This is a genomic window from Methylobacterium sp. J-001 (assembly GCF_022829565.1).
Taxonomy (GTDB): Bacteria; Pseudomonadota; Alphaproteobacteria; order Rhizobiales; family Beijerinckiaceae; genus Methylobacterium.
In genome coordinates this window covers 14,127-29,872 of record NZ_JAKSYN010000193.1, presented here as the reverse complement: position 1 = coordinate 29,872, position 15,746 = coordinate 14,127, and the positions used below count along the sequence as shown (strand labels likewise).

Sequence of the window (15,746 nt, the reverse complement as noted above, 5' to 3'; positions counted from 1 at the left end):
GTCTGAACGAAGCCGGAAGGTTTCGACCGACCGACACTGACCCGCCAAGGCAGCGTGTGGGGATGCTCCTAGAGCGTCTTTTCGAGCAAGCCCTCGATCCATTCAGGCTGCGTTTCGCCCACTGAGCGGCCCGTTTCCGTCTCGCCCTTGAAGGCGATGAGCGTGCTCTGCGTGCGCACGTTCAGGCGCCGCAGCAGATCCTTCTGGCTGTCGAAATCGATGTCGAAGATCTGTAGCTCCTTGAAGCGAGGCTCGGCGGCGAGGCGAGCGAGAATCGGCTTCTGGGTCTTGCAGATCGGGCACCACGGAGCGCTCACCTCCACCAGGATTGGCTTGCCGCTTTTCTGCGCGGCCTCAAAGGCGGCTGTCGAGAACGGCAGGGCCTCACCGGCTTTGGCCGGAGAGAGGCATGAGGCGAGGGCCAGGCAGGCCAGCGCAAGGGTCGCGCGACGGCTCGTCATCAGGTCGTTTCCTCAAATGGCGCCGATCATTTGTCGTCCTTCGGCGTCCGTCCAAGCGTCGTTACACGAATGCGGAGGAAACGCTGCCGCGATGGGTCGGCTGCACGGCCCTGGCCTGTCACATCATCGAGAGGCTTCCTCTCTGCGATCCTGCTCCACCAGTTCCGCGATGGCCTGTATATCTACCGCATCCATCGGACGCCGTATTCGAAGCGCCCGCGTCGGCGCCCCGACCCGCATCACCAGGACGATGGTCTCCAGGTCTGGGCAGCCGGGATCGGTGCAGGCGATCTCGTTCACGGCCAGGGCGTCGGCTTCTGTCAGGCCGAGCGCTACGATCAGGTCCCGTTTCAGCCGCGCCGCGATCTCGGCGCGCTCCGCAGACCGAGTCCGCCACGCTTTCAAACTCACGAACGCCATGCCGAACGGTTTTCCTTATGGCGGAGGCTCTGACGAGATGGCCGTTTCCCCGGTGAGCGACGCGATACGATCCATCGCGCTCCACCTTGGGGAGGATATGACAAAGCCCCTGTCCCCAGAGAGTTTCGCCCGGCACAGCACGGCGCAGCGGGAGTTTTGTAAGAGGCTCTACAGGGGGTCAAGCAGTCGACCCCCCGTTCGCGACCGCAACAAACGTCGTGCTTCGCTCGTAATGCCTGCGCGTGTGCTGAGGACATGAGAATTTGCGACCCTGGCGAGACGGACCGGGCGACCGACGAAGCTACCACCACGGGAACCTCAAGGAGGCCCTGATCGAGGCCGCGCGCCGGTTCATCGCCGAGCGCGGGATCGGCGGCTTTGCCCTGGTGGATGCGGCTCGCCTAGTCGGGGTGACGCCAGCGGCTTTGTACCGCCACTTCCGTGGCCGCGAAGCGCTGCTGGAGGAGTTGGCCGGGCGTGGCTTCGCGGAACTCGCCGCCCGTCTAGCGCGGGCGCTGACCTCCCGGGGGACGCCACTCGAACGCTTTACCCGAATGGGCGAAGCCTACCTGGCTTTCGCCGAAGAGGAGCCGGCCTATTACGCGGCGATCTTCGAGACCCGCGGCTTGCCCGTCGAGCCGACGGGGGCCGAGTCGCCTCCGGGGAGGCCGTCCCCCTTCGACCTTCTGGTCGAGGCACTTCAAGCGACCTTCGCCGATGGGTTCGGCGGCGTTGGACCCCGTTTCATCGCCCTCGAAGTCTGGGCGTTGGCTCACGGCATTGCGACCCTCGCAGCCGCTGGGCACCTGCCGCGAGGCCCCGGCTTTCCGGACAAGTATGAGTTGCTGCGTGCGGGGGTGCTCGCTTTGGTCCATGGGGCGGCACAGCCCGGCGAACGTCTGCGGTCTTGAAAGGCCGCGTGGGCACCCGCATGTTAACTCCGTTCACATGAACAGCGGAGCCAAGCCGTGACCACGCAATCCTCATCTCCCTGGGCAACCGGCAAGCTCTGCCGTTCCGGCCCGTTCCCTCGTCGCTCACTCGAAATCGGCGCTATCGTCGTCGGCTTCATCTACTGGTGGCCGGTCGGCCTCGCGCTCGTGGCATGGAAGATTGCCGGATATCCTGCCTTTGCAGACATGCGTGATGCCGCACGCCGGGGCGTCGCGGGATTTGAAGGCAGCGGCCGCTCGGCCTCGCGCTTCGCCCGGGCCTTCGAAGCGGCCAATTACGGCGGAACTGGCAATGCCGCCTTCGACGCCTATCGACGTGCCGAACTCGACCGGCTCGAGGCTCAGCGGAAGGCCCTGGAAGACGAGAGCCGTGCCTTCGCGGAGTTCGTCGAGGAGCTGAAGCGGGCCAAGGACCGCGAGCAGTTTGATGCCTTCATGGCCAAGCGTCGTGGTGAGGGTGGCTCCTACACCGCTTGATCCGTCTCAGCGACGGGACCCGGCCGGACGGCTGGGCCCCGTCGCTGTTCCTTCAGGCCGCGCGGACCGTTTCGAGGAAGCGGGAGACTTCGGCGCTCAGGTGCTCAGACTGGCGCGACAGTTCCGAGGCCGCATCGAGAACCTGGGTCGCCGACCGTCCGGTCTCCTCGGCGGAATCGGCGACGCCGGAGATGTTGCTGGTCACCTCGCCAGTCCCCTGGGCCGCCTGACCGACGTTCCGGACGATTTCCTGGGTCGCCGCGCCCTGCTCTTCCACCGCGGCGGCGATCGACGTCGCGACGGTGCTGATTTCTTGGATCCGCGCGGCGATTGAGCCGATCGCATTCACCGCTTGCCCGGTCGAGGCCTGGACCCGGGCGATCTGTCCGGCGATTTCTTCCGTCGCCTTGGCGGTCTGCTCCGCCAAAGCCTTCACCTCGGAAGCGACCACGGCAAAACCTCGCCCAGCATCACCGGCTCGCGCAGCCTCGATTGTCGCGTTGAGCGCCAGGAGATTGGTCTGCCCGGCGATCGACGAGATCAGCCCGACCACGTCGCCGATGCGGGCCACGGCACTGCTTAGCTCGTAGATGAGCGCCCTTGTCTGTCCCGCCTCGTCGACTGCGCTGTGCGCGAGCTTGGCCGAACTGTCCATCTGCCGGCCGATCTCTTGGACCGAGGAGCCGAGTTCCTCGGCTGCGGCGGCCACGGTGTTGACGTTGCTGGCTGCTTCTTCCGCTGCGGCCGCCACCGCACCGGACTGTGCGGATGTCTCTCCCGCCATGGCCGACATCGCACCGGCCGTGGCTTGCAGTTCCGTGGCCGATGACGACACCATGCCGATGATGCCGCCGACCGCCTGCTCGAAGCTGTCGGCCATCTGGCGCATACCGGCCTTCCGCTGCTCCTCGGCGGCAGCCCGCGCCTGAGCGGTCTCTACCTCAAGAGCCCGATTCCGGATCAGATTGTCTTTAAACACTTCGACGGCCGCCGCCATGGCGCCAATCTCATCGCGCCGGTCCCGGGCCGGCACCGTCACGCCCGTCTCACCGGCAGCGAGCCGAGACATGACAGCGGTCATCCGTTGGATCGGACGCGAGATTCGCAGCAGGGAGAATGCCGCCGCGGCCAGCGCCGCGAGCACGGAGAGGATCCCGCTGCTCCAGGCGGCGGCGGATGCCGTGTTGGCCCGCTCCACTGCATTGCCGACTTCCTGAGTGGCGTTCCGCGCGTTGAAGACGACGAGGCGCGAAAGCGCGGCGCGGGCGTCATCGTAGAGCTTGACCGTATCGGAGCCCGTGAGCAGCGCGAGTGCGTCCGCTTGCTTGCCGGCGGCGATCAGGCGTCGCATTTCGCCGTCCACCTGCTCATAACGGACCCACTCCGCGGTGAACGCGTCATACAGCGCCCGTTCCTCGGGGCTCGAAATCAGATGCTCATAAGACCTGCGCCGCTCGCCGAGTTGTGTGAGCGTCGTTGCGACCTGAGCCTCGCCGACCCGAAGATGGTCGGCATCGTTGGCGAGGGTCATCAGGCGAAATTGCTTGATGCGCACCTCAGAGGCCGCGATCTCGACTTCGTTGATCCGCGTCATCGACGGCAGCCAATTGGTCGCGACTTCGGTCATCGAATGCCGGATGTCGGCCAGTTCGATGATCGACAAGCCGCCTTGACCTGCTGCGAGCAAAGCGAACAACCCGAAGATCGTCGCAAGCGTCGTTTTGAGAGAAATTGCGAGACGCATGGCTATGGCCGAGTTCATAATGGATGCGCCCATTAGCAGCCCGAAGGTCAGCCTGGAAAGAAGATAATCATTTTGACCATACGATCTGGGGAAGCATATGCAGAAAATGTGTCTTAAATTGAGATTAAAATTTCTTATTTACTGTCGATATATGCCATATTGATGCTTTCATAACTAGTTATTCGTATGATATTGCGGTATAAAAATCAATTATTACTGATGCAAAAAGATTTTTTGCTGCTTCAACTGCGAGAATGGTTCGTCTTTCCGTTTGTTTGCTATCGGTTGAATCCGCCAGGAGCGTGAGCGGCATACTGTCATTTTTCCGTGATCGGCGGCTTCGGAGATTGATCAGCCCCTCATTCAGGTGATGCCCCGAATTCCGCCACGCCTTTCAAGCTGAGCTAGGACGGTGACACATCGAGGATTTGCGATCGCCGGCTACATGCGCGTACCGAGGGGGCCACAGATTCGAATACACGTATTGGTGGGGCGTTCCGTTGCGCCCCGGCTCCCACTCCGGCATTCCTGCCCTTTCGAGTTTGAGGGACGTGCAATGCCGATGGGTCGGGTCACGGTGGTCGATCACCCGCTGGTGCAGCACAAGCTCACCTATCTTCGGGATAAGAATCGGTCGACCAAGGGATTTCGTCAGCTTCTGAACGAGATCGGTATGTTGCTCGCCTACGAGGTGACGCGGGATCTGCCGCTCGAGCCGGTCACCATCGAGACGCCGATTCAGCCGATGGAGGGGAGGCAGATCCAGGGCAAAAAACTGGTCCTCGCTCCAATCCTGCGAGCCGGCGTCGGTTTCCTCGACGGCATGCTGTCGCTGGTTCCCTCAGCGCGGGTCGCTCATGTCGGACTCTACCGCGATCCCGAGTCCCTCGAGGCGGTCGAATATTACTTCAAGGCCCCCTCCGATCTCGCCGACCGGACCGTGCTGGTGCTCGATCCGATGCTCGCGACCGCGAACTCCGCGATCGCGGCCCTCGACCGGTTGAAGGCCAGGGGCGCTTCAGATCTGCGATTCGTCTGCCTGCTGGCCGCGCCGGAGGGCTTGGCCAAGTTCCAGGCTGCCCATCCCGACGTCCCGATCTGGACGGCGGCGATCGATAGCCACCTGAACGACCATGGCTACATCGTGCCGGGTCTCGGCGATGCCGGGGATCGCATGTACGGCACCCGGTGACCTGACTGTCTGCTCACGCCACCATCACTTCGATCGAACATCAGGCCCGTGTCATGCACGCCAGCCGGATGCACATTGTATTCAGCTCGTCGAATGCTACAAAAATCGTCCGACCCCCGATGCGGCGTCAAAAGCCGCACGGCCCGGAGGAGGAAACAGCATGGCGATGGATCGCAGCCCCACACGACAAGCTTTGGCCTTGCTGGCGGCCGGCTTGCTGGCCGCAGGACCGGTGCAAGCGGCGGACCCGATCCGGATCGGTGTAATCGCCGAAGCGCAATCGGTGGTCGGTGCCTCGATCCCGCAGGCAGTTCAGCTCGCCGCCGACGAGATCAATGCCAAGGGCGGCGTCGACGGCCGCCAGATTCAAGTGGTCTCCTACGACGACAAAAGTTCGGCTTCCGACGCCGTCCGGGCGTTCCAGCGTGCGGTCAGCGAGGACAAGGTCCATCTGGTCATCGCCAGCTACATATCCGAAGTTGTGCTGGCCTTGATGCCGTGGTCGGCCCGGCTCAAGACCCCGATGATTACCCCGGGCGCCGCCTCCAACGAGATTAGTCTTGCGGTCCATAAGGATTACACACGCAACAAGTACACCTTCCATGGATACCTGACGTCTGCGGCTCTGGCGCAGTCGATCTGCGACTCGACCAGGGACATGCTCCTCGACCTGATGAAGGTGAAGACCGCCGCGATCATGAGCGAGGACGCGGCCTGGACCCGGCCGCTCGACGTCGGGTACGAGAAGTGCCTGCCTGAAATCGGTGTGAAGGTCGTCGACCACATCCGGTTCTCGCCAGACACGGGTGATTTTACCCCGATCTACAACAAGATCGAGGCGGCAAAGCCCGACCTGATCGTCACCGGTATTTCGCATGTCGGCGTGCAGCCCACGGTGCAGTGGCGTAACCAGCAAGTGCCGCTCGCCATGACCGGGATGAATTCGCAGGCGACCTCCTCGACCTTCTGGGCCAACACGAACGGTGCGACCCAGGGGGTGATCTTCCAGAGTATCGCGGTGCCAGGCGCCGCGATCACCGACAAGTCGCTGGCCTTCAGCGAGGCCTTCAAGAAGCGCTTCGGGAGCGATCCCTCCTACGCGGGCTACATGGCCTACGATCAGGTCTACTACACCGCCGACGCGGTGAAGCGCGCCGGGTCCACGGAAGCCGACAAGCTGGTGGACGCCTTGGAGAAGACCGACTGGGTCGGCACGGTCGGTCGCACGCAGTTCTACGGCAAGGACGATCCTTTCACCCATTCGATCAAATACGGGACGGGCTTCGTCACCGGCCTGATGGCGCAGTGGCAGGATGGCAAGCAGGTGGCGATCTGGCCGACCAGCCTCGCCCAGGGCAAGATCGTCCTGCCCCCGGCCGTGAAGGCGGCGGTACGCTAGGCCCACCCCCGAGCGTGCGCTTGCAAAGCGCCCTCGTTGCCGCAAGTACAGCCGGACCGCGCCTTCAGGCACGGCCCGGACAAAGCACGCGTGAAGGACCCTTCGATGGCCAGCCCCGCCCTGCCCGAAACCATGCGCCGGATCCATTTCACGGGGCCTGGCGGTCCGGAGGTGATCGCGGTCGAGACTGCGCCGCTTCCGAGCCCGGGGCCGGGACAGGTGCTGATCGCGGTGGTCGCCGCCGGTGTGAACCGTCCGGATGTGATGCAGCGCGCCGGCCTGTATCCGCCCCCGCCCGGCGCCACCGAGATCCCCGGCCTCGAGGTTGCAGGCCGGATCGCCGCGCTGGGGGAGGGGGTCGAGGGTCTCGCGGTCGGCGATGAGGTCTGTGCCCTGGTGATCAGCGGCGGCTACGCTGAATTCGCCGTCGCCGAGGCATCACACTGCCTGCCTCGCCCGAAGGCGCTTTCGTTGGTCGATGCTGCGGGGCTGCCCGAGACCTTCTTCACGGTCTACTCCAACGTGGTCCAGCGCGGTCGCCTCACCGAGGGCGAGAGCTTCCTGGTTCATGGCGGGTCGAGCGGCATCGGTGCTACGGCGATACAGATCGCCAAGCATGTCGGCGCCCGAGTGTTCGCCACCGCAGGCTCGGCCGAGAAATGCAGGTTCTGTGAAGAGCTCGGAGCCGAGGCGGCGATCAACTACAAGCAGGCCGACTTCGCCGAGGAGATCAAGCGCCTGACCGATGGACGCGGCGTCGACGTCATCTTCGACATGATCGGCGCGAGCTACCTCGCCCGCAATCTCAAGTCGCTGGCGCCGGACGGCCGTCTCGTCATGATCGCCCTGATGGGCGGCTACAAGGTCGACGGCCTCAACATCACCCCGATCATGCGCAACCGCCTGACCTTCACGGGATCGACCCTGCGCCCCCGCCCGAAGGCCGACAAGGCTGCGATTGCCGAGGGCCTGCGCAGAGATGTCTGGCCGGAGCTTGAGGCCGGGCGGATCCGCTCCGTCACCCACGCCACCTTCCCGCTGGAACAGGCTCAGAAAGCCCACGCGCTGATGGAATCGAGCGCCCATCTCGGCAAGATCCTGCTCACCACCGGTCGCTAACCTTAGCGATCGGCAGGAACCCGTCTCGGCGACGCCGCGTTGGCGGCCGGTAACGAAATCGTGTCGCGCGCGTCGCGTTCGGGCGGGAGAAACTGGATATGGCCGAGAAACTGAACCCGCAGGAGAGCCGGCAGGGCGAGCGCGGCAAGCCCGTGTTGTGGGTCCTGGTCGGTAGCCTCGTCCTGCTGGCGATCGCCACGGTGGGTCTGTTGACCTGGAACGGCGCCAACGCGCCGAAGGATTACGCCAGCCAGAGTCAGGATGCTTCGCGGCGCGAAGTGACCGGCTCGGTCAACGGCCAATCCGGGGGCGCAACGCCGTCGAACAGCAGCGCGGTCCCGGTCGGCAATCCGTCCACCCCGCAACCGGCTCAGCCGAACGCGAATGGCGGCACGGCGAAGTAATTTCTTAATTTGGGACGGCGCTCGGCGCCGTCCCGTCTGACGATCGACTTGTGCCGGCGCCTATCGCGTCGGTATCGGTGTCGGCCCACGATAGTCGTAGAAGCCGCGCTTCGCCTTCCGGCCGAGCCAGCCGGCCTCGACATACTTCACCAGCAGCGGGCAGGGCCGGTATTTCGAATCGGCGAGCCCTTCGTACAGCACCTGCATCACCGACAGGCAGGTATCCAGCCCGATGAAATCGGCGAGCTGGAGCGGGCCCATCGGGTGGTTCGCCCCGAGCTTCATCGCGGTGTCGATTGATTCGACCGACCCGACCCCCTCGTAGAGCGTGTAGATCGCCTCGTTGATCATCGGCAGCAGAATGCGGTTGACGATGAAGGCCGGGAAATCCTCCGACATCGTCGAGATCTTGCCGAGCTTGGCGATGAAGGCCTTGGCCGATTCGTAGGTCGAATCCTCGGTGGCGATGCCGCGGATCAGCTCCACGAGCTGCATGACCGGCACCGGGTTCATGAAGTGGATCCCGATGAACCGCTCCGGCCGGTCGGTTGCCGCGGCGAGCCGGGTGATCGAGATCGACGAGGTGTTGGTCGCCACGATCGCGTCGGGGCGCAGCGACGCGCAGAGGCTGGAAAAGATCTCGCGCTTGGTCGCCTCGTTCTCGGTGGCCGCTTCAATCACCAGATCGGCCGGCCCGAGATCCGCGAAGCTGTGGGCCGGCTTGATTCGAGACCGGATGTCCCGGCTCTCGTTCTCCTCGATGGTGCCCTTCGAGACCAGGCGCGAAAGGCCTCCGTCGACCAAAGCCAAACCGTTATTCAGGCGATTCGGATCCCGGTCGTTCAGTAGCACGTCGAGACCCGCGGTAGCGCAGACCTGCGCGATGCCGCTCCCCATCTGGCCTGCGCCGATGATGCCGACCCGCTTGATCTCCATGTCCATCTGTCGACCCGTGCCCCCATACGGACGTTACCGCGCGCCGGCCCGAAGGGGTGGACTGCGCCGACGCCGTGGCCCGTGCGAAGACGGGCCGTCCCAGACTTCTAGACCATTCTTGTTGGTAGAAGGAACCCGCGGATACGCGTGTCGCAACAACGCTTGCCCGGTGAACCCGGCCGGGCAAGCAACGTCGTTACTGCCCCTTCGCCTTCCCGATCTCGGATTGGAGATCCGGCACAACCTGGAATAGGTCGCCGACCAAGCCGTAATCGGCGACCTGGAAGATCGGCGCGTCCTCGTCCTTGTTGATCGCGACGATGACCTTCGAATCCTTCATGCCGGCGAGGTGCTGGATCGCTCCGGAGATACCGACCGCCACATAGAGATCCGGCGCCACGACCTTGCCGGTCTGGCCGACCTGCCAGTCGTTCGGCGCGTAGCCGGCATCGACCGCCGCGCGCGAGGCACCGACCGCGGCGCCCAGGGCATCGGCCAGGGGCTCGATCAGCGCGTGGAATTTCTCCGAGGATCCGAGCGACCGGCCGCCCGACACGATGATCCGGGCCGAGGCCAGTTCAGGCCGGTCGGACTTGGCGATCTCCTCGCCCTTGAAGGTCGAGCCGCCGGCCGAAGGCGCCGCTGCCGAGACGGCTTCGACGGGAGCCGCCGCGCCGCCCTCTTCGGCTGCCTTGAACGCCGCGGTGCGGACGGTGATCACCGTCTTGCCGGCCGGAATCTGCACCGTTTGAATTGCATTGCCGGCGTAGATTGGCCGCTCGAACGTGTCGGGCGCCACGACCTTGATGATGTCCGAGACCTGCGCGACGTCGAGCAGGGCAGCCACACGGGGCAGCACGTTCTTGCCCGTCGTCGAGGCTGAGGCGATGACGATGTCGTAAGGCTCGGCGATCGACGCGATCAGCGCCGCCACCGGCTCGGCGAGGTCGTGATCGTAGACTGAATCCTCGGCGTTCAGCACCTTCTCGACACCGTCGAACTTGGCCGCCGCCTCGGCCACCGCCTTCGAGCCGCTGCCCAGCACAAGGGCGTGGACCGGCGCCCCGATACTTTTGGCGGCGGTCAGCGCCTTCAGCGTGCCGTCCTTGATCTGCCCGTTGCCGTGCTCGACGAAGAGGAGAGTCGTCATGTGCCCATGAACCTCGTTACGGCTGGCCGCGCTCGACCGTCTCGACGGGAACGCGGCCCAGCTCTGGAAAAGTTAGATGACGCCGGCTTCGACCTTGAGCTTCTGCACGAGCTCGGCCGCGGACCCGACCTTGACGCCGGCGGAGCGTCCCGGCGGCTCGGCGGTCTTGAGCACCTTGAGCCGCGGCGTCACGTCGACGCCCAGCGCCTCGGGGGTCAGGTCCTCGAGCGGCTTCTTCTTGGCCTTCATGATGTTGGGCAAGCTCGCGTAGCGCGGCTCATTCAGGCGAAGGTCGGTGGTGACGATTGCCGGAAGCTTCAGGCTCACGGTTTGGAGCCCGCCATCGACCTCGCGGGTGACATCGAGGCTGCCGTCGGAGGCCTCGATCTTGTACGCGAAGGTGCCCTGCGGCCAGCCGAGAAGGGCGCCGAGCATCTGCCCGGTCTGGTTCGAATCGTCGTCGATCGCCTGCTTGCCCAGGATCACGAGTTGCGGCGTTTCCTTCTCGACCACGGCCTTCAAGAGCTTGGCCACAGCAAGCGGCTCGCATTGCACGTCGGTCTTGACCAGGATCGCCCGGTCGGCGCCCATGGCGAGAGCAGTGCGCAGGGTCTCCTGCGCCTGCTGCGGGCCGATCGAAACGGCGACGATCTCGGTGACGGAGCCCTTCTCCTTCAAGCGGATCGCCTCCTCGACGGCGATCTCGTCGAAGGGGTTCATCGACATCTTGACGTTGGCGAGTTCGACCCCGGAGCCATCGGCTTTCACGCGGATCTTGACGTTGTAGTCCACCACCCGCTTGACGGGCACCAGCACCTTCATGGCGGTCTCGATCCTTCCCCGGGGATTCTTGTCGTCGGACCCGCCGGTCCCTGACGCGTTCGGCGCTCAGGCTGGGCAGGCACGCAAAGCGCGCGGACCGTAACGGCCACATTTCCGCCTTGTCAACGCGGCGTCGTCGAGGGCTTCCGAAAAGGTCCCACCGAGTTCCGGCCGTCTTCGGCGCTTCGATGACCCGTCGTGATCCGGATCAGCGATTGGCGCCAGGGACCCACAGCACATCGTCGGCCCCGTCTGCATTCGCGGTCCGGCTCGCCACAAAGAGAAAGTCCGAGAGGCGGTTCAGGTACTGGATTGCCTCCGGCGAGACCGTTTCGTCCTCTCGGTCGGCGAGGCTCACCGCCAGCCGCTCGGCACGCCGGCACACGGTACGGGCGAGGTGCAGCGCAGCAGACGCCGCAGACCCACCGGGCAGCACGAAGGATTTCAGCGGCGGGATCGTCGCGTTCAGGGCATCGATGTCGCGCTCCAGCCGTTCGACCTGACTGGCGATGATGCGCAGCGGCTCGTAAGGCAAGGGCTTCGGGCTCGGCGGGGTCGCGAGGTCGGCGCCAAGATCAAACAGGTCGTTCTGGATCGCCCCAAGCATGGCATCGAGGGTGCCGTCCGTATGGAGGCGCGCCATTCCGATGCAGGCATTGGTCTCGTCGACCGTACCGTAGGTCTCGACCCTCAGGTCCGCCTTCGACCGGCGCTGCCCGTCCGCCAGGGCGGTGGTACCCCTGTCGCCGGTGCGTGTGTAGATCCGGTTGAGCTTGACCACGGGAGCTGCGCCTCGAAACGGTCGCCACCTTGGCGAATCCGTGTGCGATAGGGCGTAGAGCCGTTCCGCCGGCGGCGCAATCAGCCGGCAATTTAGAACGTATAGCCGATCTTACCGCCGAAATTGGTCAGACCGCGGTTGTTCGCGCAAAGACCGGCATTCGACATGTGCTCGACCGTGGCCATCACGCTCCAATGCTCGGTCAGGCGGTAGCCGAGCGCCGCCGCCTCGCGGAACATCGGCGAACAGCCCAGGGTGTTGAAGCCGTAGGGTGTCAGCGCCTTGGGTCCGGTATAGCCGTTATGTGCGACGCCGCCGAAGAAGCCGTCGAGGAAGACGCGCCGGCCGAAGGTCTCGGGAAAGATTTCGACCGTCCAGGTGGCGCCGAGATAGGCGTAGCTGGTCCGGCCGCCCGTGTTGTAGCTTCCGCCCACCGTCGGGCGCGGCACGAAGGCCTGCCAGAACGGATCGGTGCTGACCTGCGGCTTGGCGAACAGGATCTCGCCGTTAACATTCGCCTTGCTGAAGCCGGGAAGCTTACCCTCGGCGCTGCCGGGATCCTGCACCGCACCGCCGATGCGCACCTCCGAGACGATGCTGAGCGGCTGGGCCGGTGCCGCGTAGGCAGCGGGCCGCTGAGGCGCGTCGGCTGCGAAGGCCGGCAGGATCGCCGCACCGATGATGAGGCTGGCGGTGCAGAGGCGGAAAGCGGCAATCATGGGGCTCGGCCGGTTAGGCAAGTCGGTCTGGCTCAACCGACCGTAGCATGGGCCTCGCCCCAGCCACCGGCCAATTCATCCCGCTCCCCCGCAAAAGACAGGCGGTGCGGCGGCACGGTCACACCGGAACAGTCTGGCGCCGAATGATTGCACCGGATGGTGCGGGTGGGTTGCGGTCAGGCCGACCGCCACCAGACAACGCCCATGATGACCACGATCGCCACGAACTGCAGCAGCACGCGCAGGCGCATGAGTTTCTGGGAGAGGCTGGCGTTACCGCCTCGCATCATGTTGGCGAGGCCGAACACCAGAACCACGGCAACCGCCGCGCAGGCGACGAAGACAAGCAGATTGGACGACATGAGAGGCAGGATCCGAACCCGGCGGGCACCGGGAACCGGCGCGCCGCTCCTTGGCGAGACGATGAGCGTTCATTGCGCGTGCCGCCGATGGAGGGCCGGTTCGGCACCCGCGAGCGTTAAGGGGAGATAGGGCGCGTCCTCAATTGCGCCTGAGCAGGCGCTCGAAATAGTCGAGCTCCTCCCGCGGCCGGGTCGGATCGCCGAGCTTGCGCCGCAGCTCTTCCATGATCCGCCGAGCCCGCTGGACCGCCGACTCGTCGGCGGTCGGCACCCGGACGCGACCATCGCTCATGTCGCGACCTTTGGTCGGGCGGCCGAGCGGGTCGTCGTCGCGGGCGCCAGCTTGGCCTTGCTGGCCGGGCTGCTGGCCGCCCTCCTGCTGACCTTCACCCTGGCCCTCGGCCATCTCCTGCATCTGCTGCGCCATGCCGTCGGCGCCTTTCTTCAGCCCTTCCAGTGCACGGCCCTGAGCGTCGACAGCCTCGTCGGCATCGCCCTGCTTCAGCGCATTCTCGGCCTCGCGCATGGCGTCCTCGGCGTCAGACAGACCCTGCTCGCCGCGCATGCCGTTCTCCTTCATGCGCTGCTCCAGATCCTCCAGCCGCTGCCGCAGGGCCTGCTGGCGATCGCCGACATTTCCCTGCTCGCCCTGACCTTGCTGCTTTTGGCCTTGCTGACCTTGGCCCTGATGCCCCTGATCTTGCTTGCCCTGGCCCTGTCGTGGCTGGCCCTGTTGCCCGCGCTGGTCCTGTTGCTGCTGACCGCGATTCGAGGGCCGCTGCCCGCTTTGGGGTTCCTGCCCATCCTTGAAGGTCTCGTCGCGCAAACCCTGTTGTTCCTGCGCCATGGCGTCGAGGTCGCGCATCTGCTTCTGCATCTCGCGACTGGCCTGATCGGATTTGCCGCCCTTCTGGGCGGTCTGCAAGTTCTCCAAGATGTTGCGCAACTGTTCCATCAGGCGTTGTGCTTCGGCCGTATCGCCGCGCTTCATCGCCTCGGCCATGTCCTGGATCATCTTGTCGAGATCCTCGGGTGTGACCGTCTTCGATTGCTGGCTGCTCTGCGTCTTCTCGCCCGGATCGCGCGGCTGGCGGTTCTGCTTCTCCGCCATCTGCGAGAGAAACTTGTCGAGGGCCTGTTTGAGATCTTGCGTCAGGCGCTTGACCTCGTCGTCGGGTGCGTTGCGCTCGATCGCCTCCTTCAGACGGTCCTGAGCCTGGCGGAGTTGCTTCTCCGCATCCGACAAGTCGCCGTCCTCGATCTTCAGGGCCATTTCCCACAGAAGATCGGCAACCTCGATCAGATCGGCATCGGATCTCGCGCGGCGCAAACGCTCTGCGGCGGTTTTCAGGCCGAGGAACACCGGCGGCTGCGGCGTGAACATGTCGGGCGCGACCAAGAGGGCGTCGAGAGCGCCCTGCACCCAGAGGCGGTCGGTATCAGGCGCCGTGACAAGGCGACGACGATCCTCCGCAAGGGCCCGGGCCAGCGGCTCGCGGAACGGCCGGGCGGGCAATGTGATCTCGGCGGGCGCGGTGCGCCCTTCCTGGCCGGCCTCGTCCTTGACGACGATCTGGTAGCGCACCCGCGCACCCGACCACGGGCTGTCGGTGAGATCGACCAAGGTCTTGGTGTCGGTCTCGCCGGTGGCGTCGGCCGGCAGGGCCAGATTGATCCGCGGGATCGGCGCCAGCGCGCGGCCGGCCTTCAGCGGCTCGATCACCCCCTCGGCGGAGCTGATCCCATAATCGTCCTTGGCCCGATAGGTTAGGTTGAAGGTGCCACGGCCATTGACCTCGGGGCCGCCGATTGCGGTCACCTCGGGCGGCCGGTCCGGGATCGCCTCCACGGTCAGCTTCTGACGCCCTGCCGGAGTAACGATCACCAGTTCGGCGGGGCCGACAATCCGATACCGCTCTTCGCGGAGGTCCGGCCGCTCCTCCTGGCCGGGGATCGGGGTGAGCCCGGCATTCGGCGTCAATGTCGTGTTCGCTGCGGCTCTGCCCTGGCCGGCGATGCGCACGATCAACTGTGCGTTGATCGGTGCCCGCAGATGCTGGTCGCTGCCATCCATCGCGATCAGCAGCGGCGGCAGCCGGGTGTAGAGCGGCGGGTCAATCCAGCCGTCAACGCGGAAATTCGGCCCGGGGGACGCAGGCGCGTGCCAGTCGAAGGCAGCGCCAATTCGCTCGCGCCATTCGGGACCGGCGACGAACAAGCTTGCCACAGCGGCAACTACGATCCCCGCACGCAGGGCGTAGGGGTCGCGCCGGGTCATGCCGGGGCGCGGGAGCCCGACTTTAAGGGACGCGACCGCCTGAGCGGCCCGGCGCTGGTGAAGGGCCCACAAGGTGCGGCTGCCCGGATCCGCGGCGCCAACAGCCAAGGAATCCTGCGCTGCCGAGGCCGGTCCGTGACGCAATGCGGGATCGCGTGCAGCCGCCTCCCGATCGAGCCGCGCCAGGGCGACCCGGCGATCCGGCCGCGCGAGATGTGCGAGGGGCAGGAGTGCACCGACGAGAAGGAGCGCCAGCACGCCGAGCCCGATCTGTCGCCAAAGCGGGGCGAGATCGAGCCACAGGCCAGCCCAGGACAGAACGAGGAACAGCAGGACGACGCCGAGCCCGCGCCAGATCACCGGCCAAGCCTGTTCCCACAGGGAGGCTACCCGCGCCTGTGCCACGAGCCTGTCGAGCCGCGCGGCGGCTGCTTGTCCCGTGTCGGTGCCGGTCGTACCGGTCTTGCCGCCGAAGCCGTCCCTGTCGATCACGCCGACCGTTCCGCCTCATGCCAGAGAATAAGTCGTA

Annotated in this window: 16 protein-coding genes; 6 read left to right on the top strand and 10 right to left on the bottom strand. The window is 65.4% G+C overall.

Annotated features, from left to right (window positions below; genetic code table 11):
* Positions 1–68 precede the first annotated feature (68 nt).
* Both MKK65_RS22740 and MKK65_RS22735 read right to left on the bottom strand, forming a co-directional pair.
* Positions 69–461, bottom strand: coding sequence for a thioredoxin family protein (locus MKK65_RS22740; protein ID WP_243960318.1), 393 nt, complete (start codon positions 459–461; stop codon positions 69–71).
* A 123-nt stretch (positions 462–584) separates the two neighbouring features.
* Entirely contained in the window at positions 585–881 is a 297-nt protein-coding gene (locus tag MKK65_RS22735) for a hypothetical protein (RefSeq protein ID WP_243960317.1), read from the bottom strand.
* A 263-nt stretch (positions 882–1,144) separates the two neighbouring features.
* Here MKK65_RS22735 and MKK65_RS22730 point away from each other — a divergent pair, with 263 nt between their 5' ends.
* The gene (locus MKK65_RS22730) at positions 1,145–1,792 is read left to right on the top strand and encodes a TetR/AcrR family transcriptional regulator (RefSeq protein ID WP_243960316.1); all 648 of its coding nucleotides are present in this window, start codon (positions 1,145–1,147) and stop codon (positions 1,790–1,792) included.
* 57 nt (positions 1,793–1,849) lie between these two features.
* Complete coding sequence (locus MKK65_RS22725; RefSeq protein WP_058193329.1) at positions 1,850–2,311, top strand: DUF2852 domain-containing protein; 462 nt, start codon at positions 1,850–1,852, stop codon at positions 2,309–2,311.
* Between the two features lie 52 nt (positions 2,312–2,363).
* Here the strand turns inward: MKK65_RS22725 and MKK65_RS22720 are convergent, their stop codons facing one another.
* Complete coding sequence (locus tag MKK65_RS22720; protein ID WP_243960329.1) at positions 2,364–4,055, bottom strand: methyl-accepting chemotaxis protein; 1,692 nt, start codon at positions 4,053–4,055, stop codon at positions 2,364–2,366.
* Between the two features lie 556 nt (positions 4,056–4,611).
* On the opposite strand from MKK65_RS22720, the gene upp reads away from it, so the two are divergent.
* From upp to MKK65_RS22700, 4 genes are all read left to right on the top strand, one after another.
* A complete protein-coding gene (gene upp / locus MKK65_RS22715; RefSeq protein WP_058193327.1) occupies positions 4,612–5,247 on the top strand; it encodes a uracil phosphoribosyltransferase in 636 nt (211 codons plus the stop codon).
* Between the two features lie 160 nt (positions 5,248–5,407).
* Positions 5,408–6,646 carry an ABC transporter substrate-binding protein gene (locus MKK65_RS22710; RefSeq protein WP_058193326.1) on the top strand — a complete coding sequence of 413 codons (1,239 nt, stop codon included), beginning with the start codon at positions 5,408–5,410 and terminating at the stop codon, positions 6,644–6,646.
* Positions 6,647–6,751: 105 nt separating this feature from the next.
* Positions 6,752–7,765 carry an NAD(P)H-quinone oxidoreductase gene (locus MKK65_RS22705; RefSeq protein WP_243960315.1) on the top strand — a complete coding sequence of 338 codons (1,014 nt, stop codon included), beginning with the start codon at positions 6,752–6,754 and terminating at the stop codon, positions 7,763–7,765.
* A gap of 98 nt (positions 7,766–7,863) precedes the next feature.
* Positions 7,864–8,169 (top strand): hypothetical protein, encoded by a 306-nt coding sequence (locus MKK65_RS22700; protein WP_058193324.1) that lies wholly within the window; start codon positions 7,864–7,866, stop codon positions 8,167–8,169.
* Between the two features lie 60 nt (positions 8,170–8,229).
* Here the strand turns inward: MKK65_RS22700 and MKK65_RS22695 are convergent, their stop codons facing one another.
* From MKK65_RS22695 to MKK65_RS22665, 7 genes are all read right to left on the bottom strand, one after another.
* The gene (locus MKK65_RS22695; RefSeq protein WP_058193323.1) at positions 8,230–9,111 is read right to left on the bottom strand and encodes a 3-hydroxybutyryl-CoA dehydrogenase; all 882 of its coding nucleotides are present in this window, start codon (positions 9,109–9,111) and stop codon (positions 8,230–8,232) included.
* A gap of 190 nt (positions 9,112–9,301) precedes the next feature.
* Positions 9,302–10,255 (bottom strand): electron transfer flavoprotein subunit alpha/FixB family protein, encoded by a 954-nt coding sequence (locus MKK65_RS22690; protein ID WP_058193322.1) that lies wholly within the window; start codon positions 10,253–10,255, stop codon positions 9,302–9,304.
* A 72-nt stretch (positions 10,256–10,327) separates the two neighbouring features.
* The gene (locus MKK65_RS22685; protein ID WP_243960314.1) at positions 10,328–11,077 is read right to left on the bottom strand and encodes an electron transfer flavoprotein subunit beta/FixA family protein; all 750 of its coding nucleotides are present in this window, start codon (positions 11,075–11,077) and stop codon (positions 10,328–10,330) included.
* 208 nt (positions 11,078–11,285) lie between these two features.
* Positions 11,286–11,858: a cob(I)yrinic acid a,c-diamide adenosyltransferase gene (locus tag MKK65_RS22680; protein ID WP_243960313.1), complete on the bottom strand. Its 573-nt coding sequence runs from the start codon at positions 11,856–11,858 to the stop codon at positions 11,286–11,288.
* A gap of 92 nt (positions 11,859–11,950) precedes the next feature.
* Positions 11,951–12,577: an acyloxyacyl hydrolase gene (locus MKK65_RS22675; protein WP_243960312.1), complete on the bottom strand. Its 627-nt coding sequence runs from the start codon at positions 12,575–12,577 to the stop codon at positions 11,951–11,953.
* A 176-nt stretch (positions 12,578–12,753) separates the two neighbouring features.
* Positions 12,754–12,939 carry a twin transmembrane helix small protein gene (locus MKK65_RS22670; protein ID WP_058193319.1) on the bottom strand — a complete coding sequence of 62 codons (186 nt, stop codon included), beginning with the start codon at positions 12,937–12,939 and terminating at the stop codon, positions 12,754–12,756.
* 139 nt (positions 12,940–13,078) lie between these two features.
* On the bottom strand, positions 13,079–15,709 hold the full coding sequence (locus MKK65_RS22665) for a TIGR02302 family protein (protein WP_243960311.1): 2,631 nt from the start codon (positions 15,707–15,709) through the stop codon (positions 13,079–13,081).
* Between the last annotated feature and the right edge of the window lie 37 nt (positions 15,710–15,746).

Coding starts and splice junctions, on each gene's coding strand:
- MKK65_RS22740 (WP_243960318.1), bottom strand. CDS start 461: ATGACGAGCCGTCGCGCGACCCTTGCGCTGGCCTGCCTGGCCCTCGCC.
- MKK65_RS22735 (WP_243960317.1), bottom strand. CDS start 881: ATGGCGTTCGTGAGTTTGAAAGCGTGGCGGACTCGGTCTGCGGAGCGC.
- MKK65_RS22720 (WP_243960329.1), bottom strand. CDS start 4,055: ATGCGTCTCGCAATTTCTCTCAAAACGACGCTTGCGACGATCTTCGGG.
- upp (WP_058193327.1), top strand. CDS start 4,612: ATGCCGATGGGTCGGGTCACGGTGGTCGATCACCCGCTGGTGCAGCAC.
- MKK65_RS22710 (WP_058193326.1), top strand. CDS start 5,408: ATGGCGATGGATCGCAGCCCCACACGACAAGCTTTGGCCTTGCTGGCG.
- MKK65_RS22705 (WP_243960315.1), top strand. CDS start 6,752: ATGGCCAGCCCCGCCCTGCCCGAAACCATGCGCCGGATCCATTTCACG.
- MKK65_RS22700 (WP_058193324.1), top strand. CDS start 7,864: ATGGCCGAGAAACTGAACCCGCAGGAGAGCCGGCAGGGCGAGCGCGGC.
- MKK65_RS22695 (WP_058193323.1), bottom strand. CDS start 9,111: ATGGACATGGAGATCAAGCGGGTCGGCATCATCGGCGCAGGCCAGATG.
- MKK65_RS22690 (WP_058193322.1), bottom strand. CDS start 10,255: ATGACGACTCTCCTCTTCGTCGAGCACGGCAACGGGCAGATCAAGGAC.
- MKK65_RS22685 (WP_243960314.1), bottom strand. CDS start 11,077: ATGAAGGTGCTGGTGCCCGTCAAGCGGGTGGTGGACTACAACGTCAAG.
- MKK65_RS22675 (WP_243960312.1), bottom strand. CDS start 12,577: ATGATTGCCGCTTTCCGCCTCTGCACCGCCAGCCTCATCATCGGTGCG.
- MKK65_RS22670 (WP_058193319.1), bottom strand. CDS start 12,939: ATGTCGTCCAATCTGCTTGTCTTCGTCGCCTGCGCGGCGGTTGCCGTG.